The sequence below is a fragment of the Burkholderia sp. Ax-1724 genome (genome assembly GCF_011752995.1).
Classification (GTDB): Bacteria; Pseudomonadota; Gammaproteobacteria; order Burkholderiales; family Burkholderiaceae; genus Paraburkholderia.
Map to the genome: position 1 here is coordinate 317,641 of NZ_VWWL01000005.1, position 21,556 is coordinate 339,196.

At 66.8% G+C, this 21,556-nt stretch carries 15 protein-coding genes; 13 read left to right on the top strand and 2 right to left on the bottom strand.

Going from position 1 to position 21,556, the window contains the following annotated elements; all coding sequences use genetic code 11:
- Nucleotides 1-2 precede the first annotated feature (2 nt).
- The 13 genes from tssF to F3J19_RS08930 all read left to right on the top strand — a co-directional run bounded on the left by tssF (nt 3) and on the right by F3J19_RS08930 (nt 19,910).
- The gene (gene tssF, locus F3J19_RS08870) at nt 3-1,898 is read left to right on the top strand and encodes a type VI secretion system baseplate subunit TssF (RefSeq protein WP_167039857.1); all 1,896 of its coding nucleotides are present in this window, start codon (nt 3-5) and stop codon (nt 1,896-1,898) included.
- Nucleotides 1,883-2,962 (top strand): type VI secretion system baseplate subunit TssG, encoded by a 1,080-nt coding sequence (gene tssG, locus F3J19_RS08875; protein ID WP_167039859.1) that lies wholly within the window; start codon nt 1,883-1,885, stop codon nt 2,960-2,962. Before tssF ends, tssG begins: the two co-directional genes overlap by 16 nt.
- Nucleotides 2,963-2,966: 4 nt before the next feature.
- Nucleotides 2,967-5,723 (top strand): type VI secretion system ATPase TssH, encoded by a 2,757-nt coding sequence (gene tssH / locus F3J19_RS08880; RefSeq protein WP_167039861.1) that lies wholly within the window; start codon nt 2,967-2,969, stop codon nt 5,721-5,723.
- A gap of 59 nt (nt 5,724-5,782) precedes the next feature.
- Complete coding sequence (locus F3J19_RS08885) at nt 5,783-6,172, top strand: DUF4280 domain-containing protein (protein WP_167039863.1); 390 nt, start codon at nt 5,783-5,785, stop codon at nt 6,170-6,172.
- Between the two features lies 1 nt (nt 6,173).
- On the top strand, nt 6,174-8,165 hold the full coding sequence (gene tssI, locus F3J19_RS08890; protein WP_167039865.1) for a type VI secretion system tip protein TssI/VgrG: 1,992 nt from the start codon (nt 6,174-6,176) through the stop codon (nt 8,163-8,165).
- Nucleotides 8,166-8,220: 55 nt separating this feature from the next.
- Nucleotides 8,221-10,233, top strand: coding sequence for a type VI secretion system-associated FHA domain protein TagH (gene tagH, locus F3J19_RS08895; RefSeq protein ID WP_167039867.1), 2,013 nt, complete (start codon nt 8,221-8,223; stop codon nt 10,231-10,233).
- Between the two features lie 35 nt (nt 10,234-10,268).
- Complete coding sequence (tssK, locus tag F3J19_RS08900; protein WP_167039869.1) at nt 10,269-11,603, top strand: type VI secretion system baseplate subunit TssK; 1,335 nt, start codon at nt 10,269-10,271, stop codon at nt 11,601-11,603.
- 23 nt (nt 11,604-11,626) lie between these two features.
- On the top strand, nt 11,627-12,916 hold the full coding sequence (locus F3J19_RS08905) for a DotU family type VI secretion system protein (protein ID WP_167039871.1): 1,290 nt from the start codon (nt 11,627-11,629) through the stop codon (nt 12,914-12,916).
- Nucleotides 12,917-12,962: 46 nt separating this feature from the next.
- Nucleotides 12,963-16,508, top strand: coding sequence for a type VI secretion system membrane subunit TssM (gene tssM, locus F3J19_RS08910; protein WP_167039873.1), 3,546 nt, complete (start codon nt 12,963-12,965; stop codon nt 16,506-16,508).
- Nucleotides 16,505-17,200 (top strand): type VI secretion system-associated protein TagF, encoded by a 696-nt coding sequence (gene tagF, locus F3J19_RS08915; RefSeq protein ID WP_167039875.1) that lies wholly within the window; start codon nt 16,505-16,507, stop codon nt 17,198-17,200. The genes tssM and tagF overlap by 4 nt, the downstream gene beginning before the upstream one ends.
- Nucleotides 17,201-17,407: 207 nt before the next feature.
- Nucleotides 17,408-18,013, top strand: coding sequence for an OmpA family protein (locus F3J19_RS08920; protein WP_167039877.1), 606 nt, complete (start codon nt 17,408-17,410; stop codon nt 18,011-18,013).
- Between the two features lie 20 nt (nt 18,014-18,033).
- Nucleotides 18,034-19,017 (top strand): hypothetical protein, encoded by a 984-nt coding sequence (locus tag F3J19_RS08925; RefSeq protein WP_167039879.1) that lies wholly within the window; start codon nt 18,034-18,036, stop codon nt 19,015-19,017.
- A gap of 140 nt (nt 19,018-19,157) precedes the next feature.
- The gene (locus F3J19_RS08930; RefSeq protein ID WP_167039881.1) at nt 19,158-19,910 is read left to right on the top strand and encodes a hypothetical protein; all 753 of its coding nucleotides are present in this window, start codon (nt 19,158-19,160) and stop codon (nt 19,908-19,910) included.
- A gap of 106 nt (nt 19,911-20,016) precedes the next feature.
- Here the strand turns inward: F3J19_RS08930 and F3J19_RS08935 are convergent, their stop codons facing one another.
- Both F3J19_RS08935 and F3J19_RS08940 read right to left on the bottom strand, forming a co-directional pair.
- The gene (locus tag F3J19_RS08935) at nt 20,017-20,484 is read right to left on the bottom strand and encodes a ribonuclease domain-containing protein (protein WP_167039883.1); all 468 of its coding nucleotides are present in this window, start codon (nt 20,482-20,484) and stop codon (nt 20,017-20,019) included.
- 165 nt (nt 20,485-20,649) lie between these two features.
- The gene (locus F3J19_RS08940) at nt 20,650-21,465 is read right to left on the bottom strand and encodes a TetR/AcrR family transcriptional regulator (protein ID WP_240158829.1); all 816 of its coding nucleotides are present in this window, start codon (nt 21,463-21,465) and stop codon (nt 20,650-20,652) included.
- Between the last annotated feature and the right edge of the window lie 91 nt (nt 21,466-21,556).

Here is a 21,556-nt window from a genome sequence, read left to right on the forward strand (position 1 = left end):
CCATGAATCCCGACCTGATCAAATACTACAGCCAGGAACTGCAGCATCTACGGGAGATGGGCGGCGAGTTCGCGCGCGAATTTCCGAAGATCGCCGGGCGGCTCGGCATGGAAAGTCTCGAATGCGCGGACCCGTATGTGGAGCGTCTGCTCGAAGGCTTCAGTTTTCTCGCGGCGCGCGTGCAGCTGAAAATCGACGACGAGTTTCCGCGCTTTACCCAGCACCTCGCCGAGCTGGTGTACCCGCATTACCTCGCGCCGACGCCGTCGATGGCCGTGGTGCAGATCCAGCCCGACCTGAGCAGTTCGAGTCTTGCGGAAGGCGTGCGCATTCCGCGCGGTAGCGCGCTGCGCAGCGTGCTCGACAAGAACGGTTCGACGCGTTGCGAATACCGCAGCGCCCATGAACTGGCGCTCTGGCCGCTCGAAATCGCCGAGGCGCGCTTCTTTACGCATACCGGTTCGCTCGGCGGTATCGACAGCGCGCTGCCGGCGAGCATGGCGGGCGGCGCCGCCATCAAGGCCGGCCTCAGATTGCGGCTGCGCGCCACCGGCGGCCTGAAATTCAACCAGTTGAAGCTCGACCGGCTGACGCTGTATCTGCGCGGCACCGACGGCATGGCCACGCGCATCCACGAGCGTTTGTTGGGTTCGGTGAGCGGCATCGTCGTGCTGCCGGCCAAACGTCCGGCGGCATGGCACGTGCAGTTGCCGGCGAGCGCGCTGCGCCCGCTCGGTTTTGCCGACGACGAAGCGTTGCTGCCGCTCAGCGGCCAGTCGTTCCCGGGCTACCGTCTGCTGCAGGAGTACTTCGCTTTTCCACAGCGCTTCATGTTTCTCACGATCGACGGCTTGCAGGCGGCGCTGCGCCGTTGCGCGGAGACCGAACTCGAAGTCATCGTGCTGCTCAAGCGTGGCGATCCGCAGCTCGAACAATCGCTCGACGCAGGCAATTTCGCGCTGCACTGCACGCCCGCCATCAACCTGTTTGCGAAGCGTACCGACCGCATCGCGCTCTCGGACGAGCAGTTCGAATATCACGTGGTGGCCGATCGCACCCGGCCGATGGACTTCGAGATCTACCGGATCGAGACCGCCACCGGCTATAGCGCGAGCGCGGGCGGCGAGCAGCAGTTCGAGCCGTTCTATCACGCCCGCGATCTCGGCGCCACGTATCGGGCCGGCGCCTACTATCAGGTGCGCCGCGAGAAGCGTTTGCCCTCGTCGCGGCAGCACGAGCGCGGACCGCGTAGCAGCTATCTCGGCAGCGAGATGTACATTGCGCTGGTGGATGCGAAGCATGCGCCGTTTCGCGCCGACCTGCGGCAACTAGGTTTGCAGGTGCTGTGCACCAATCGCGACTTGCCCCTGACGATGCCGGTCGGGGTCGGCCCCGCCGATTTCACGCTCGACGTCGAAGCGCCGGTGCAGAGCGTGCGCTGCGTGAGCGGCCCGAGCCGGCCGCTGCCGTCGTATGCGCATGGGGCCGTGGCGTGGCGGCTGTTGAGCCACCTGTCGTTGAACTACGCGTCGCTGCTCGACAACGACGCGCGCGAGGGCGCTCGCGCGCTGCGCGATCTGCTGAGCCTCTACTGTCCCGTCGACGATATCGCCAGCCAACGGCTCGTGGAAGGCGTGCGCTCGATCGATGCGCGCTCGGTGACGCGCCGCCTGCCATGCGCCGGACCGATCGTGTTCGGCCGCGGTCTCGAAGTGACGCTGACGCTCGACGAAGCCGCGTTCGAAGGCGCCGGCGCGTTTCTGCTCGGCGCCGTGCTCGCGCATTATTTCGCGCAATACGTCTCGATCAATTCGTTCACCGAGACCGTGGTGAAGACGCTTTCCCGCGGCGAGATCATGCGCTGGCCAGCGAGGGTCGGACAATGCCGGACGCTCTGACGCTGCTGCGCCGGCTCGAGGACGACGCGCGCCGCTTCGACTTCTTCCAGGTCGTGCGGCTGCTGGAGAACGCGTACCCGGACAAGCCGCGCGTGGGCGAGTCGATGCAGCCGCGCGACGACGCGATCCGTTTCGTGCAGGAACCCGAACTGGTGTTCCAGCCGACCTCGCTCGGCGCCTTCACGCCGGCCGGCGAACGCCATGCCGCGCGCCTCGCGGTCAAGTTTTTCGGCCTGTTCGGACCGCACGGCCCGCTGCCCACGCACTTGACGGAATACGCGCGCGATCGTGCGCGCAATGCGGGCGACCCGACCTTCGCGCGTTTTCTCGACGTCTTCCATCACCGCATGGTGACGCTGTTCTACCGCGCGTGGGCCAATGCGCAGCCGGCCGTGAGTCTCGACCGACCGGGGCGCGACCGCTTTTCCTTTTATGTCGGCAGCCTGTTCGGGCTCGGCGAGCCGGCGCTGCGCGAGCGCGACGCGGTGCCCGATTTCGCCAAGCTGCACTTCGCCGGTCTGCTGGCCGGGCCGACCCGTCCGGCCGCGGGGCTGAAGCTCGTCCTGACGCGCTTTTTCAACCTGCCGGTCGAGATCGAGCAGTGGGTCGGCCATTGGATGACGCTGCCCGCCGGTTCGCTGCTGCGTCTGGGCGCGGCCGACGGCGCCGCGCTCGGCGTGGCGGCGCTGCTCGGCACGCGCACGTGGGATTGCCAGCATAAGTTTCGCATCGTCATCGGACCGCTGAGCCGCGCCGATTACGAGCGCTTTCTGCCGGGCGGCGAGAGCCTGAAGCGTCTCGTCGACTGGGTGCGCAACTACGCGCGCGACGGGCTCGACTGGGACCTGCGGCTCGTGCTCAGACAGGAAGACGTGCCGCGTCTGCAACTCGGGCGTCACACGCGGCTCGGTTACACCACCTGGACGCTCGGCCAGGCGGCGCAAGGCGATCAGCGCCAGCTGGTGCTGCAGCCGACCGCGCCGGATGGCCGTTCACGGATTGCCGCGGCGGCGCGTGCGCCGTCTTCTTCTGCGGTGCCATCATCGACATCATCGGGGGAATAGCCATATGGCCGAGATCAAACGGGCAGCCTTGTTCGGCAAGCTGAACAAGCTCGGATTCCGCGCAATCGAAAGCGCGAACGTGTTCTGCAAATTGCGTGGCAATCCTTATATCGAGCTCGTGCACTGGTTCCATCAGATCCTGCAATTGCAGGACTCCGATCTGCACCGCATCGTCAAGCACTATGGGCTGGAGCCTTCCGGCCTCGCGCGCGATCTGACCGAAGCGCTCGACCGCCTGCCGCGCGGCTCGGGTTCGGTGACCGATATTTCCTCGCAGGTCGAGGAAGCGGTCGAGCGCGGCTGGGTGTTCGGCTCGCTGATGTTCGGCGAGTCGCAGGTGCGCACCGGCCATCTGGTGGTCGGGCTGCTGAAGACGCCGTCGCTGCGCAACAGCCTGTACGGCATCTCGCGCCAGTTCGAGCGCATCAAGCTCGAGGCGCTCGTCGACGAATTCGACAGCCTGCTGCGCGAGTCGCCGGAAGCGGCGATGAGCGCGAGCGACGGTTTTCAGGCGGGCGGCGCGCAGGGCGCGGGCGCCGATGGGGGCGATGCGGGCGGCCCCGTGCCGGCTGCCGCGCTCGGCAAACAGGAAGCGCTGCGGCGCTTCACCACCGATCTGACCGAGCAGGCGCGCAACGGCAAGCTCGATCCGATCGTCGGGCGCGACGAGGAAATCCGCCAGGTGGTCGACATTCTGATGCGCCGCCGCCAGAACAATCCGATCCTGACCGGCGAGGCGGGCGTCGGCAAGACCGCGGTGGTGGAGGGCTTCGCGCAGCGCATCGCGGCGGGCGACGTGCCGCCGTCGTTGCGCGACGTGCAGTTGCGCACGCTCGACGTCGGTCTGCTGCAGGCGGGCGCGAGCATGAAGGGCGAGTTCGAGAACCGCTTGCGGCAGGTGATCGAAGAGGTGCAGGCCTCGGAAAAGCCGATCATTCTGTTTATCGACGAAGCGCATACGCTGGTCGGCGCGGGCGGAGCGGCCGGCACCGGCGACGCGGCGAACCTGCTGAAGCCGGCGCTCGCGCGCGGCACGCTGCGCACGGTGGCGGCCACCACGTGGGCCGAATACAAGAAGCACATCGAGAAGGACCCGGCGCTGACGCGGCGCTTCCAGGTCGTGCAGGTCAGCGAGCCGGACGAGACCAAGGCCATTTTGATGATGCGCGGCGTTACCTCGACGATGGAGCAGCATCACAAGGTGCAGGTGCTCGACGAAGCGCTCGAAGCGGCGGTGAGGCTCTCGCATCGCTATATTCCGGCGCGCCAGTTGCCCGATAAATCGGTCAGCCTGCTCGACACGGCCTGCGCGCGCGTGGCGGTCAGCCAGCACGCGACGCCGGCTTCGGTCGACGATTCGCGCAAGCGTATCGCGGCGCTCGAAACCGAACTGGCGATCATCGGCCGCGAAAATGCGGTGGGTGTCGACACGCGCGAGCGTCAGGCCGCGGCCGCGGAAAAGCTCGCCGCCGAGCAGGCGCGTCTCGCCACGCTCGACGCCCGCTGGCAGGCAGAAAAAGAACTGGTGACGCGGATTCTCGATCTGCGCGCGCAATTGCGCGGCGAGACCGGCAAGGTGGAAGGCGCGGCGCAGGCCGGCGCGGCGAACGAAGCAGAGCGGGAAGCGAACCACGCAGCGGCTGAAACCGGCGCTTCCGGCGGCACCGCCACACGCGAGGCACGGCTCGCCGAACTGCGCGAGCTGCAGGCGCAACTCGCGCAGCATCAGGGCGAAGACCCGCTGATTCTCCCCACCGTCGACCAGCAGGCGGTCGCTTCCGTCGTGCAGGACTGGACCGGCATACCGGTCGGCCGGATGGTCCGCAACGAAATCGAAAACGTCCTCAAGCTCGCGGAGAATCTGAACCGGCGCATCATCGGTCAGGCGCATGCGACCGAGATGATCGCGCGGCGCATCCAGACCTCGCGCGCCGGTCTCGACAATCCGAACAAGCCGATCGGCGTGTTCATGCTCGCCGGCACTTCGGGGGTCGGCAAGACCGAGACCGCGCTGGCGCTCGCCGAGGTGCTGTACGGCGGCGAGCAGAACGTCATCACGATCAACATGAGCGAGTATCAGGAGGCGCATACGGTGTCGTCGCTGAAGGGCGCGCCGCCGGGATATGTCGGCTACGGCGAGGGCGGCGTGCTGACCGAGGCGGTGCGCCGCCGTCCGTACAGCGTGGTGCTGCTCGACGAAGTCGAGAAGGCCCATCCGGACGTGCACGAAATCTTCTTCCAGGTGTTCGACAAGGGCTGGATGGAAGATGGCGAGGGCCGCGTGATCGACTTCAAGAACACGCTGATCCTGCTGACCACCAATGCGGGCACGGACCTCATCACGAGCCTGTGCAAGGACCCGGAACTGATGCCGGAGCCCGAGGGCATCGCCAAGGCCCTGCGCGAGCCGCTGCTCAAGGTGTTTCCGCCGGCCCTGCTCGGGCGTGTCGTGGTGATTCCGTACTACCCGCTCTCCGACGAGATGCTCGGCGCGATCATCCGCCTGCAGCTTGGGCGGATCGAAAAGCGCCTGCGCGTCTCGCACAAGGTTCCGTTCAGCTACGACGACGACGTGGTGAAGTTGATCGGCAGCCGCTGCACCGAGCTCGAAAGCGGCGGCCGCATGATCGATGCGATTCTGACCAACACGCTGTTGCCGCGCATCAGCACGGAATTCCTGACGCGCATGATGAACGGCAGCGCGGTCGCGAAAGTGCAGATCGGGGCGCGCGACGGCGAGTTTCTCTATACGTTCGATTGATCGGACCGACGCGACGTTCGCGCGGATTTTCGGCTACTTCGCATGGTGAGTGCCTTTCTATGCCACAACAAGTCAGTATGGGCGCAACGCTGCAATGTTCGTTCGGCGCGGCGCCTTCGTCTCTCGTGGTGCTGCCGGTCAATCGCGTGATGGGCGAAGGGCCGCCCGCGGCCAACATCATGGATCACATTCCGCTCGTCAACATCATGCCGTTCGGCGTGTGCAGCTCGCCCGCCAATCCGACGGTGGCCGCCGCGACGGCCGCCGCGCTGGGCGTGCTGACGCCGATGCCGTGCATCCCGGCCACCCTGTCGCCGTGGGCGCCCGGCGCGCCGACCGTGCTGCTCGGCAACCAGCCGTCGCTCGATAACGTCTCGACCTGCATGTGCAACTGGGGCGGGGTGGTCACGATCGTCAATCCCGCGACCGTCAAGACGATGATTCCGTGACATGACCACGCAAAATCAGAACCGCCACGTCACCGTCAGTTGCGCGCCTGCCGGCCAGGACCTGCTGTTTCTGCACCTGAGCGGCACCGAAGAGTTGGGACGCCTCTGCGAATGGCGGCTCGATCTGCTGAGCCAGCGCAACGATCTGCAAGCCGCCGATCTGCTCGGGCAGGACATCTCGATCGCGCTGTCGCTGCCCGGCGACGGCGAGCGGCAATTCAACGGGATCGTCACGGCCTTCCGCATCGTCGCGCCAGGCGACAGCGTGCGCAACCGCATGGCGCGCTACGAAGCCGTGGTGCGTCCGCGGCTGTGGCTGCTCACGCGTGCGTCGCACAGCCGCTTTTTCCACGAAAAAAGCGTGCTGGATATCGTGACCGGCGTGTTGCAGGACTACAGCATCGACCTCAGCAATAAATGCCAGGCGAGCTATCCGACGCTGCCGCACTGCGCGCAATACCGCGAAACCGACTTCGCTTTCGTAAGCCGCCTGATGGAGCACGAAGGCATCTACTACTACTTCGAGCACAAGGCGGGCAAGCATACGCTGGTATTGACCGATTCGAGCGACGTGCACGCGCCGATCGAGCACTACGCGACGATCTCCTACGATGCGTGGCACGAGCCGTCGAACGAGAAGGAATGCGTGTATGCGTGGAGTTCGGGCGCGGAATTGCAGACCGGCAAGTATGAAGTCAACGACTACGATTTCGAAAAGCCTTCGTCGAGCAACCAGCAAGGGCTGCTGTCGCGCGCGACGCGGCCGAAAGTCTACGATCCGCCGGTGTACACGATGCAGGAGCATCTGAGCGGCCACGTGCAATCCGGCGACGGCGATCGGTATGCGAAGGTCGGCATCGAGATTCGCCAGGCGCGCAACGACAGCATTTCGGGCCGTTCGAGCGCGCGCGGCATCTGGCCGGGCGGCCAGTTCAAGCTCGAACATCACGCCTGCGACGCGCAAAACCACGATTATCTGGTGGTCAGCGCGATGTACGAGATCAATTCGGATGTCTATGTATCGACGGTGCGCCATGATCCGTCGCTGCCGTTCTTCGACTGCGCCTTCACCGCGTTGCGCAAGGAAAACCACTTCCGCTCGGAGCGGCTGACCGTTCAGCCGGTGGTGGCGGGCCCGCAGACCGCGGTGGTGGTCGGCCCGGACGGCGAGGAAATTCTCACGGACAAATACGGCCGCATCAAGGTGCAGTTTCATTGGGAGCAGTTCGCGCCGCCGGCCGATGCGGACGCGCGCATGAAGCGCTGCTGGGTACGCGTTTCGCAGAGCTGGGCCGGCAAGAACTGGGGCACGTTCTTTCTGCCGCGTATCGGTCAGGAAGTGGTCGTCGAATTCGTCGAGGGCGACCCGAACCGGCCGCTCGTGACCGGCTGCGTCTACAACGCGAATACGATGCCGCCGTACGCGCTGCCGGCGAATCAGATGTTCTCGACGTTGAAGAGCAATTCGACCAAGGGCGGCGGCGGCTTCAACGAAATGCGTTTCGACGACGACAAGGGCAGCGAGCAACTGTTCTTCCACGCCGAGAAGGATCACGAGACGTGGGTGAAGAACGACATGCTGAACAACGTCGGCAACGATCGGCATCTGAAGGTGACCGGCAACGAGTTCATCGCGATCACGGGTGCGCGCCACGATGCCGTGACCGGCGACCAGAACGCCGAGGTCGACGGCAATGCGTCGCTGAAGGTCGGGCAGAAGCTGCAGGAAAAAGTCGGCATGGACTATGCGATCGATGCCGGCATGAATATCCATATCAAGGCGGGCATGAACGTCGTGATCGAGGCGGGCGCGAGCATCACGCTGAAGGCGGGCGGCGCCTTCGTGGTGATCGGCCCGGCGAGCGTGGCGGTGTCGGGCACGCCGATCCTGCTCAACTCGGGCGGCTCGGCGGGCTCGGGCAGCGGCTCGTCGCCGACCGCGCCGACCGCGCCCAAAGACGCCGACGACGGCACCAAAAAAATCAAATCGTGATTGATGCCGTGATTGATGCCGTGAGTGATGCACCGGACCGGTTGTGGGGAGCCAAGTGAACTATCCGATTCTTTCGCTGCGGGTTGCGCGGTTCAACGACGAGACGCTGGCCGAGCCGATCGCGATCGCGTTCGGCCCGGCGGGCGGCACGATCGGCCGGGCCAACGACTGCACGCTGGTGCTGCCGGATCAGCAGCGCGCGATCTCGCGCGTTCACGCGCGCATCGAGTTTCGCGGCGGCGACTATCTGCTGTGCGATCTGGGCAGCAATCCGAGCGTGCTGAATCAGCGCGCGCTCGGCGGCACGCGCGAGGCACGACTCGCGGACGGCGACCGTCTGCTGATCGGCCCGTATCTGCTTGAGGTGTCGCTCGGCGAGCAGGCGGCGGGGGTGGGTGGTTTGACGGGCGGCCTGACGGGCGGGCATGATCCGCTGAGCGCCGCGCAGGTGCTCGGGGGTCCGCTGCCGGCCGATTCGCAAGGTGACGCGCTGCGGCTCGGCGCGCTCGATCCGCTCGGGCAGCCGGGCTTCGGCGAAGCGCAGCGGATTTCGTCGCGGCCGGGCTTCGCGGGCTCGGAGAGCGATCATGTGTCGCCGGAGTGGCAGGCGTTTGCGGTGCCGCAGGCGCAGGCGCCGCGCCCGCCGTCGAGTCAGCCGCTGAGTCAGCCGCTGAGTCAGCCGCCGGGTCAGCCGTCTTACCCGCCGTCGAGCCAGTCGTCGCACCAGGATCAAGGCGCGGCGGCGGCGCCCGCCGGCGGCATTCCCGCTGACTACGATCCGCTCGCCGATGCGTTGGCGCAGTGGGAAACGCCCGCGCAGGCGGGCGCTGCGTCGTATGCGAGCGCGCAGCGTCATGCGTCGCCGGAGATGGCGCCGTGGCCCGCGCCGGCTGCGCTGCCGACTGCGCCGCTGGGCGGCCCGACCGGCTTGCCTCCGGGCTTGCTGGACCCCGGTCCGGCAGGTGCCGCGATGACCCCGTTCGACGATCTGTTCGGAACGCCGTCGATGCCGTTGCCGTCGGTTGCGCAGTCGGCGTCATTGGCACCCTCGGCGCCGGTGGTGCCGGTGGTCGTGCCCGTGGTCGCGCCGCAGGCCGCCAGCGTGCGGCATACGATGCCCGCGGCGACGCCGGTGCCCGTGCCCGCGCCGTCGCCAGCGGTGGCTCCGATGCCGGTCCCAACGCCAGCCGCACAACCCGATGTGCCGTTTGCCGCGCAGCCGGCTTCGCCCGTGGAGATGGAGACGTCATCCGTTGCCGCGCCGTCGCCGCTCCCTGAGGTGCCGCTGCCGGTCCCGGAAGCGTCGCGGCCCCAGGCCATCCACGAAGACGTAGTAGGCAACGCGCAGCCCGCGATGTCCGCCGCACGAGCCGCGCCTGCAATCCCCGCGGCCCCAGCAACCCCAGCGGCCCCGACAACCCCAACCCGCCACGACACCCCCGGTGCCACGAGCGACGACCGCGCCGTGCTCTTCCAGGCCCTGCTCGAAGGACTCGGCCTCGACCCCTCGCGCGCGCCGAATCTGCCCGGGCCGGAGTTCGCGCGCCTGATCGGCACGATGTTGCGCGAAGCACTGCGCGGCACGATGGCGGTATTGCGGGCCCGCTCGATGACCAAACGCGAAGCCCGCCTCGACACGACCGTGATCGTCGCGCGCGACAACAACCCGCTCAAATTTTTCCCCGACGTCGACAGCGCGCTGGCGCAGATGCTGACCGGCCGCACGGCCGGCTATCTGCCGCCCGACGAAGCGCTCAAGCGCGCCTTCGACGATATCGAGGCGCACGAACTCGCCGTGCTGGCCGGCATGCGCGCGGCGCTCGCGCATGTGCTGGGCCGCTTCGATCCCGCCTCGATCGAAGCGCAGCTGAAAGACCCGGGCGCCTTCGAAAAAGTGCTGTCGAACCGCAAGGCGAAGCTATGGGACCTGTTCGTCGGCTTGCAGGGCGCCGTCGCGCGCGAAGCCGAGGACGACTTCCAGAAGCTTTTCGGCCAGGCGTTCAATGACGCGTACGAGGCCCAGATCGACGAACTGCACGCGGCCCGCGCACGTCAGCCGAAACCTTGAGCCGATCCCACCCAGAAACGATCGAACGAAACAACATGTCCTGGAATAGCAAAGTCATCTGGTCCGAGGGGATGTTTCTGCAGCCCCAGCATTTGCAGCAGCACGACCGCTATCTGCAGCGGCAACTGGAGGCGCGCGCCGCCGGCCTGCGTCCGTATAGCTGGGGCTTTACCGCGCTGGAGATCGACGAGCCGCTGCTCAAGCTCGGCAAGCTCGCGCTGCTGTCCTGCGCGGGCGTGCTGCCCGACGGCACGCCGTTCGATCTGCCCGCCGACGACGACCTGCCCGAGCCGCTCGACATTCCCGAGGGCACCCGCAACGTGCTGGTGCAACTGGCGCTGCCGGTGCGCCGGCCGGGCGTGGCCGAAACCGGCAACGAGGCGAGCGAGGAGAACTTCGCGCGCCACCGTATCGCCGAACTCGACGTGAGCGACAGCAATGATCCGAACGCCGGCGCGGCGCTGATGCAGATCGGCAAACTGCGGGTGCGCCTCGCGCTCGCTCCCGACGTAGCCAATGCCTATACGGCGCTGGGCGTGGCGCGCGTGCTCGAACGCCTGCCCGACAACCGGGTCGTGCTCGAAAACGACTACAGCCCGCCGTGTCTCGACTATCGCGTGGCGCGCCGCCTCGGCGCCTTCGTCGACGATCTCGTGGGCCTGCTGCATCAGCGTGGCGAAGCGCTGGCCGGGCGCCTCGCGCAGCCCGGCGTGACGGGCGTCGCGGAAGTGGCCGATTTCCTGCTGTTGCAGCTGATCAACCGTCACGAGCCGCTGGCCTCGCATCTCTCGACGATGACCGGTCTGCATCCCGAAGCGCTCTACGAGGTGGCGGTGCAACTGGCCGGCGAACTGGCGACTTTCAGCCAGGCGTCGAAGCGCCCGCCCGCGTATCCGGTGTATCGCCACGAATGGTTGCGCGAGACCTTCGCGCCGGTGATCGACGATATCCGCGCGTCGCTGAGCATGGTGATGGACCCGCACGCGGTGGCGATCCCGCTCGAAGAGCGCAAGTTCGGCCTGCGCGTGGCGATCGTGCCGGACAAGACGCTGTTTGCCGGTGCCACCTTCGTGCTCGCGGTGCGCGCGCAGATGCCGGCCGAGCACATCCTGACCGGCTTCGCGCCGCAGGTGAAGATCGGACCGATCGAGCGCATTCGCGATCTGGTCAATCTGCAACTGCCGGGCATCGGCCTGCGCGCGTTGCCGGTGGCGCCCCGGCAGTTGCCGTTTCATGCGGGCTTTACTTACTTCGAACTCGATCGCGGCAACGAGCTGTGGAAGCAGTTCGCGAGTTCCGCCGGCATGGCGCTGCACGTCGCCGGCGAATTTCCCGGTCTCGCGATGGAATTCTGGGCGATTCGCCGCTGATACCTTGATTGAGGACGTTCATCGTGACTCCTGAAGAACTGCGTGGTCCCGCCGACGACCCCGGCGCGACGATCCTGATTCCGACCCCGGGCGGCGCGCGGGCCGCGTTCATGGCGGCCGCGGCGGCGCCCGCACCGATGCTGCCCGCGGGCGGCGGGCTCAATCCGCTGCTGCGCGCGGCCAACCCGCTGATCGAACTGGCGCTGCCGTTGCGCCAGTTGCCGACGCATCCGAACGTCGAAGACCTGCGCAACCAGCTGATGCAGATGGTGCGCAACTTCGAAGCCCAGGGCCGCGCCAACGGCATCGACGACGAGAAGCTCGGCGCCTCGCGCTATTGCCTGTGCACCTTCCTCGACGAAGCGATCGCCAGCACGCCGTGGGGCGCGGGCCTGTGGGGCAGCCGCAGCCTGCTCGTGACGTTCCACAACGAGGCCTCGGGCGGCGAGCGTTTCTTCCTGATTCTGCAGCGTCTCGCGCAGAACCCCGCCGGCAATGTCGACGTGCTCGAACTGATCTACGTGATTCTCGGCCTCGGTTTCGAAGGACGCTACCGTCTGATCGACGGCGGCCGCACGCAGCTCGACACGATCCGCGAACGCCTCGAACAGATGATTCGCGGCCAGCGCGGCGCGGCCGAGCGCGATCTGTCGCCGCACTGGCTGCCGGTCAAGGTCGAGCGCAAGCCGCTGCTGCAACTGGTGCCCTTGTGGGTTGCGGCGGCGGTGGCCTGCCTCGTGCTCGTGATCGTTCATCTGGTGCTGAGCTTCCGGCTCAACGACATGTCCGACCGCGTATTCGAAGCGCTGCACGGGATTCGGGTCGCGCCCGCGCCCGCGCTGGCCTCGAAACTCGCGGCCGCGCCCAAGCTTGCGCCGAAGCTGTCGCAGTTCCTCGCGCCGGAAATCGCCCGCGGTCTCGTGCGCGTGGCCGAGTTGCCCGACCGGACCGTCGTCACGATCAACGGCGACGGCCTGTTCGCGTCGGGCAGCGCCGATCTGGCCGAGGGTTTCGTGCCGCTCATCGAACGGATCGGCGATGCCTTGAAGGCCGTGCAGGGCAATGTGGTCGTGGCCGGTCATACGGACAACCAGCGCGTGTTCTCCGCGCGCTTCCCGTCGAACTGGCATCTGTCGCAGGCGCGCGCCGAAGCGGTGCGCGACATGCTCGCGGCCCGCGCCGGCACGCCTGGCCGTTTCAGCGCCGAAGGGCGCGGCGATGCCGAACCGATCGCGCCCAACGACACCGCCGCGAATCGCGCGCGCAACCGCCGCGTCGATATCACGGTGCTGGCGCCGGGAGCGGCATCGTGAAGAACCTGATAAGACGTTCGTCGCGCAAGGCACAGAGGAGCCGGGCATGAAAATCTTCAACTGGCTGAGACGGCCCATCGTGCTGTCGCTGCTCGGCGTGCTCGCGTTGTCGCTGATCGTCTGGGTCGAGGGGCCGCTCGTCGCGTATGCCGGTCACGAGCCGCTCGACAGCACCGGCAGCCGCTGGGTCGTGATCGTCGTATTGCTGCTGTTGTGGGCGCTCTACTGGGCCGTGCGCTGGCTTGCGATGCGGCTCGCGAACGTCCGCTTCACGCGCGTGGTGGCGCAGGGAACGGACGAGCCCGCGCCCGGCAAGAAAGAATCCGAGGCCGACATCGCGGCCCTGAAGCAGCGTTTCGAGGCGGCGATGGCGACCTTGCGCAAGGCGCGGGTCAAGGGCCGCTTCGGTAGTCAGTATGTCTATCAATTGCCGTGGTACATGTTCGTCGGCGCGCCCGGCACGGGCAAGACCACGGCGCTACTGAACTCCGGGCTCAAGTTTCCGCTGGCCGACCGGCTCGGCAAGCAGTCGGTCGGCGGCGTGGGCGGCACGCGCAATTGCGACTGGTGGTTCACCGACGATGCGGTGCTGCTCGACACGGCGGGCCGCTTTACCACCCAGGATAGTTTCGCCGAGGCCGATCAGGCCGGCTGGGCCGGCTTCCTGCAACTGCTGCGCAAATACCGGCCACGCCGGCCGCTGAACGGCGTGATCGTCGCGCTGTCGGCGGGCGATCTGCTGCAACTGTCGGACACCCAGCGCGACCAGCAGGCGAAGGCCGTGCGCGAACGGCTCAAGGAACTGTACGGCCAGCTCGGCATGCGCTTTCCGGTCTACGTGATCGTGACCAAATGCGATCTGCTCGCCGGTTTCGCCGAGTTTTTCGACGACCTCGGCCGCGACGAGCGCGAACAGGTCTGGGGCATGACGTTCCCCTACACGGAGCAGGGCTCGCCCGACGACGCGCTGGCCGCGTTTCCGGCCGAATTCGAGGCACTCGAAAAGCAGTTGCAGGCGCGCGTGCTGAATCGCATGCAGCGCGAGACCGACGTGCACCGGCGCGCGCTCGTCTATGGATTCCCGCAGCAGTTCGCGGGATTGCAGGCGATGCTGAAGAGCTTTCTGAACGAAACTTTCAGCACGTCCCGCTTCGAGCAGTCCGCGCTGCTGCGGGGCGTGTATTTCACGAGTGGCACCCAGGAAGGCCGGCCGATCGACCGCGTGATGAGCGCGGTGGCCTCGGCGCTCGGCTTTCAGCAACAGGTCGTCGTGCCGGATGCGGCGAGCGGGCGAGCGTACTTCATCACGAAGCTGCTGCGCAACGTGATTTTCGAGGAAGCCGGGCTCGCGGGCGTGAACCAGAAACTGGAGCGGCGCCGCGCGTGGTTCCAGCGCGCCGCGCTCGCGGCGATCGGGGTCGTCGCGGTGCTGGCGCTGGTGCTGTTCTTCGTCAGCTATCAGCGCAACGAAGCCTACGTGGCCAAGGTGCAGCAGCATGCGGCCGCATTGCAGAAGCTCGCGCAGAGCACGCAGCCCAGCGACAACCCGCTGGCACTGCTGCCGCTGCTCAATGCCGCGCGCGATCTGCCCGGCGGTTATGCGGACCGCGATAAAAGCGTGCCGTGGCTGTCGCGCCTCGGCCTTTATCAAGGCGACAAGCTCGGCCTCGAAGCGCAGACCAGTTATCGGCGGCTGTTGCGGCAGACGCTGCTGCCGCTCGTGGTGAGCCGCATGGAAGACGAATTGCGCCGCGGCGACGCGAACAATCCCGACTTCCAGTATGAAGTGCTGCGCGCCTATCTGATGCTCGGCGATTCGCTGCACTATGACGCCGACTCGGTGCGCCTGTGGGCCGATGTCGATTGGCGCCGTGGACCGTTGCGCGATGCGAGCGACGAGCAGCGCAACGATATCGATGGTCATCTGGCGGCGCTGTTCCAGCCGGCGCGCTTCGATGCGTCGCTGCCGCTCGACAAGGACCTGATCGCGCAGGCGCGGGCGACGCTCGCGAAGATGCCGCTGACCCAGCGCCTGTTCAACCGCGTCAAACGCGATCTCGAACAGAGCAGGCTGCCGGAGTTCAGCGTCGCCAATGCCGCTGGGCGCAATGCCGCGCTGGTGCTGGTGCGCAAGAGCGGCGCGCCGTTGACGCGTGGCGTGTCGGGCGCTTATACGCGGGCCGGTTACCGGAAGTTCGTCCAGTTGCGCGACGCGGCGGTGCTCGATATCGCCAAGGACGATTGGGTGCTGGGACGCGAGGAATCCGTATTGACGCCGAATGGTCTCGACGACCTGAAGGCCGGCATGACGCGGCTCTATTACGACGAGTACATCCGCCAATGGGATGCCTTGCTCGGCGATGTCGACGTGGTGCCGTTCAACGGTGTGGACCAGGGCGCGCGCCTGGCGAACCTGCTGGCGGCGGCCGACTCGCCGCTGCGCTCGCTGATGCTGGCCGCGGCGCAGGAAACCACGCTGGGCAACGGCGCGCCGGCCGGCTCGCTCGCGCAGCAGGGCGTCGCCGCCTTGAGCGGCAAGCTCGACGCGGCCAAGAAGCGCCTCGAAAGCGCGCTCGGCAACGCGCCGGACGACGCGGCGCCGCCACCGCCGGCCGAACTCAATCCGGTCGACGCGCATTTCCAGGCGCTGCATGACCTCGCCGGCAAACCGGGCGCGCCGGGGCCGGTGCCGCTGGACACGCAACTGGCCGCGCTGAAGGACGCGGCGGCCTATCTCGAAGCTGCGGACGCGGCGCGTCGCCAGGGCTTGCCGCCGCCGCCCGGCGATGCGTTGAACAAGCTCAAGCTCGCGGCCCAAAGCGCGCCGCCGCCGCTGGCGGCGGTCGCCGCCAACGTCGCGACCGGCGCCGACGCGCTGATGACGGGCGGCGAGCGCGCGCGGCTCAACGCGCTGTGGCAGGCGAATGTGGCGCAGCTGTGCCGGCAGGCGCTCGACGGCCGCTATCCGCTCGTGCGCGGGTCCACGCGCGATGCCGCGCCCGACGATTTCGGCCGCCTGCTCGGCCCGGGCGGTTTGATCGACGATTTCTTCCAGAAGAACCTGGCGATGCTGGTCGATATGTCGGGGCCGCAATGGCGCTGGCGCAGCGGCGCCGAGACGCTCGGCATCCCCGTCGAAGTGCTCGGCCAGTTCCAGCGGGCGGCGCAGATTCGCGATGCGTTCTTCCGCGCGGGCGGGCGCGACGTGTCGGTGCGCTTCGAGGTGAAGCCGCTGACGATCGATCCGTCGATCACGCAGTTCACGCTCGACATCGACGGGCAGCAGATGATCGTCAAACCCGACACGCCGCAGTCGATGGTGTTCCAGTGGCCGAGCGGCAAGGGCACCGGCCAGGCGCACGTCGAGTTCACGCCGGCGGGCAACGCGCCGGCGGCGCGGGCCGACGGACCGTGGGCTCTGCTGCATCTGATGGACGACGCCCATCTGCAACCGACTTCGCAGCCCGACCGCTTCCGGTTGAGTTTCGAATCGGATGGCCGGCGCGCGGCCTTCGAACTCTCGGCCAGCAGTATCGTGAACCCGTTCCGCCGCGCCGCGCTCGAGCAGTTCCGCTGTCTGGACCGGTTATGAGCGAGGACTCATCGGCCGCGCCCGGGTTTTTCGGCAAGGTGCGCACGCATGGCGATTTCGTCGCGCGCCGCTTGCCGGCGGAGTTCATGATGCCGTGGGACGAGGGCTTGCAGAACGGCATGCTGCTCGGGCGGCAGCGCTTCGGCGCGCAGTGGCTGCCGTTGTATCTGAACGCGCCCGTGTGGTGTTTCGCGCTGGCGGCGGGCCCGTATGGCCCGCATGCCTGGGCGGGCGTGCTGACGCCGGGGGTGGACCGGGTGGGGCGCTATTTTCCGTTCACGATCGCGCAGGCCATCGAGGCCGCCGAACTCGAACGACGGCTGGCCGATGCACAGGCCTGGTATGACCGGCTGGTGGCATTGGCCCTGTCGACCCTCGCGCCGGAGTTCACGCTCGATGGTTTCGACGCGGCGGTGCGCGCCGAGCGCTGGCGCAACGAGGGGCGCGAAGCGATGCCATGGCGGCGGGCCATACCCGATGCATCCGATGCATCCGACGGCTTCGCCGCGCTGCTGGTCGAAACCGTCGCTGCGGGACGGAGCCTCTGGTGGAGCGACGGATCGCCGGCCGTGGCGCCGTCCGCGCGACGGTGCGCGGGCGCGACGAGCGGCGCGCAGTTCGCGAGTCTGCTCGACGCCGGCAGGGATGAATGGGACGCGGTGACCGCATTGATTGCGCACGCGGGTGCGTAGCCATGGCATCGCCGCGTCGAATGGGTGCCGGATGGATGACGGATGAGTAACGTATAAGGTGACGGGTTTCAAATTGGCTTCCCGTCATTCGTCTTTGAAGGATGAAGCTGCCCCGCAACGGGGTCCGTCCATGTTCGCCGACGGTCCGCGACGAGGCGCTGGCGGCCTCGCGGTCCGATGGCCGGTCAATTCCGCGGAGATTTCCGTATGTCACGCCTGACACATTCTGCTTCCGGAACCCGCGCGCGAGGCGCGGTTCTGGTTGCCGCGCTGTGCGCCTTGTCCTCGCTGTGCGCGGCCGCGCGAGCCGCCGAACCGGTGATGAAAGAGCAGGACATCAACGAGCAGTCGGTCACGCGAGCGCTCGAACCCGCGCAGTCCGGCGGGCCCGACGACAACATCGTGACGCGCGGCTTCGTGCTGTCGAACAAGCCGCCCGCAGGCGCGCCGCGGCCCGCGCCGGCGAGAACGCCTTCCGCGCAAATCCTCATCACGTTCGCCACCAATTCGGCCACGCTCACCGATAGCGCGAAGGCCGCGCTCGACAAGGTCGCCGGTGCCTTGCAGTCCGAGAAGCTCGCGGCCTACCGGTTTCGCGTCGAAGGGCATGCCGATCCGCGCGGTTCGGCCGATGCCAATATGAAGCTCTCGGAAGACCGTGCCGCCGCGGTGGTCGAATACCTGACGCAGAAAGACGGCATCGCCTCCGAGCGGCTGTCGTCGGTCGGCAAGGGCTCCGCCGATCCGCTGAACCGGCGCAATCCGACGGCGCCCGAGAACCGCCGCGTGACGATCGTCACGGTCACGGATTAGACACTGTCGGGAGGCCGCCGATGACGCGCTATCGCGGGTATTGCGCCCTCGCGAGACGGGCGGCGCTGCTGTTCGTGACGTTCGCCGCGTTCGCGCTTGCCGTGGACATGCACGCGCCGGCGCGTGCCGCCGATGGCCCGGACGGATCAGGCGAGTCGGGTGCATCGAGCGGATCGGGCGCGCGCTCATGGCCCGCGCTCGCCGTCGATGGCGACACCGGGGCCATCCGTTTGCCGCTGGGCCAGCTCGAAGCCGCGTTGGTGTCCGACGCGCGTCTGCAATTGTTCACCGTGACGGATCAGCCTGGACTCCATGTGATGCAGGCCGCCAGCCTCGCGCAGCAGGGCGCCATGTTTTCGCGCGTGGTGGCCTTGCTCGAGAGGCGCGACATGCCGCGCGACCGCGTGGTGTCGGCGGCGGCGCTGGTGGCTCACGCGCGGCGCTTCGGCGCCGATCCGGCGGGACTGACGGCGGGCAACAACTTCAGCACCGTCGAGCTGACGCATTTTTTCGAACTCGCGCGCGAGCAGGGCGTGGTGCTGAATCAGGGCGAGCGTACCTTGCAGGCGATTCTGGTGCGATGGCGTTTGATCCGCGAGGAGCAGGGCGTCTGGAAAGCGGCGAGTCCGCGCGATTTTCTGATCACGATTCCGGGGCTCGGTCCCGCACCGGGCGGCGAGACGATCAACGCCGCGGTCAGGGCGGCAATCCTCAGTCACGAACTGGGGCATTGGCAGTACTTCTCGAATAATGCCTACGCGCACGCATGCCGTTCGTTCTGGTGGCGGGAATTGAGCTACGAGGAACGCGCGGAGTTGACCCGGCAACTGGCGAACCTCGGCTACGATCCGAGCGACCGCATCGTGATCGACGAGATGCAGGCGTATTTGCTGCATACCCCCGCGGCTTATATGCCGATCGTCGATACGCCGGGGCCGGATGGCATCGACGTCGGCAAGGTGCGGCGGCGCTTGCAGGAGCGGGTGGCGCAAGGGGGCGAGTAAGAGGGTAAAAGCGGGGAAGCAAAAGCGGGGGAGCAGAAGCGGCACGGGAGAGTAGCAACACGCCGCCGGCGCGCGGAGCGCGCGAGCAGTGCGATCCGCAAGGCCGGACCTCTCGCGACGATTGTTATGGAGTACAGCACATGGCAAGCGACACTTTTACCGCCGACGATTTCGTCGATCGATACATGAACCTCCAGGCCGGCAGCAGCGAATGGCCGACGAGCGTGTCGTTGAACAAGTACATGATCGGCGCGGACTATTCGAGCCCGAAAGCGCAGGCGCGCGCGGCGGTGCGAACGGCGGCGCTCAAGAAGCATCTCGGGCCGAAGGACAGCGCATTTGCGCGGGCCAATTGCGGCAAGGTTTCGCCGGACGACTGCGAGCATATTCTGACGCTCGCGGTCGACTCGGGCACGGTCCAGCCCGAGAATATCCAGGCATGGGCCGACCGGAATCTCGGCGTGGATTGCACGGGCTTCGTCGTGGCCTTTTACGATGCGCTCGGGATCATGGATATCGAGCGATATAGCGGCGGCGCGAGTTGCTTTACCTTTATCAACAAGGCCAAGCATAACCATCGGCCGCCGGGCGAGAGCCCGCTGATCTGGGAACTCGACGACGTGCAGCCGAGCGACATGATTCTATGGATGAACGATGCGCAGGTGGAGACACGGTCGCCGGGGCACATCGCGCTGATCTACGACGTCGATTGTCAGCAGGGCATTCTTTATACGGCGGAGTCGAATGGCGCCGATGACGGCGAAGGACACTACGGCCCAAAGATTTCAGAGCGCATCTGGAACGGCCGCAACAAGGACCGCGGGCCGCATTATCTGCAACTGGGCAAGTCGGACAAGGTCATTATCGTCCGCCCGCCGCCGATGTTCGGCTAGGCGGGAAGACCGTCTCGTTTTTCATCCTTGCGTGAGCGTTTTTTTCGTGCGGGCCGCCGGGTTCAGCGGCCACGCTCATGTTTCGCAGCTCATGTTTCGCCGCTTATTATGTGGCACCGTTCTGGCGCTTGACCGCCTTGGTGACCTCATCGCGCAGCGTAAGAGTCATGCCGGTGATGATGTAGAAGCCGTTGCGCCATTCCGGGTCCAGCGCCTGCGTCGCGTCGATTTGCGCCTGGGCCCGTTCGGTCGCGGTGCCGCCTCGCGCGCTGACGCGTTCGTAATGGCAGGCGGTAAAGAACAGCATGCCATTGGTTGCACGGGCGACGATGCGCCGCGCGCCGCGATTGCGCACACCCGGCGTGGCGACCGTGTACTCGAGATACTTGCCGTTGGGGAGATCGCCGAAGCGGTTGCCGAACGACGAGCCGTCTTTCCCCGGATAAGGAAAGGGCCCATCCGAAATGATCAGGTCGATCGTGCGGCGGGCTTCGGGGGGCAGGCAATCATAGTCGATCGAAAAAAGCGCGTTCCCCATGTTGCCGCCTCGTCCGAGCATGCCTTGCTTGCGCATGCCTTGCTCTTCGAGTGCATGATCGTAGTGGGTCGTGGTGACGGGTCCGGGCATGGGCCTGATCCTCGCATGAAGGGCACAGTGGCGAAAGACGGATTGACATAGGGAAGACGATTCGTAAGTAGAAATTTTGAAGACGTTCGAGGCGCAAGATGCGCGGTGTCGTCAACGATTCGGGTTCGCCGTTTTTTTTGCCGTTTTTCTGCCTGCTTTTCTGCCTGCTTCCTGCGTTGTCTTTTGCGTGACCTCTTGCGCCGTTTCGGCCATCCTGGTGGTCTCCTCGAAACGCCGGTTCGCTTCGGCCACTTCCGCGCGAAAGCGCTGCAACGCGCTCAGCGCGAGATCGGGCGGCGTGAGCGCGGCCCATAGCACGTCGATCAACTGATCCGCGGTCGCATCGATATCGATCTGCCGGTTCGTCAGCGTCGCATCCCATAGCACGTGCTCCATCGGGCCGAACACCATCGAGCGCAGCAGGCGCAGCGGCATGTCCGCGCGAATCTGTCCGCTTTGCTGGCCCTCGGCGAGCACGCGCATCAGCGGCGCGGTGTAGCGGCGCTGCAATTCGGTCAGCGCTTCGCTCAACTCGTGATGACGCGCGCGGCCTTCGGACAGCACGAGCGCGCACAGGTCCGTGCCGTTCACGAGCATCAGCCGCACATGCATGCGCACGATGAACGCGAACTGCTGGCGCACGCTGCCGTCGCGCGGCAAGCCCGCTTCGATCGCCTCGATGATCTCGTCGTACCAGTCGCCGATCACGCGCGCGCAGAGTTCGCGCTTGCCGCGAAAATAGCTGAACACGGTTGCCTCGGAAATGCCGAGGCGCTGCGCGATTTCGGCGGTCGTCGCGTGCTCGTAGCCTTTGGCGGCGAACACGTCGCGCCCGGCCTGGAGAATTTCCTTCACGCGCTGTTGCGACTTGCGCCCGGCCGGTTCGCGGCGCGAGACGGGGAGTCCGGTCTTAACGGCAGCGGTCATGTGAGTCGGATTCAGATTTGTGGAGCCGGTTAGCGCAGGAAATACAGATTTCGATGTCTGATCGTCGCGATACTAGCACCTAATTGGCGCC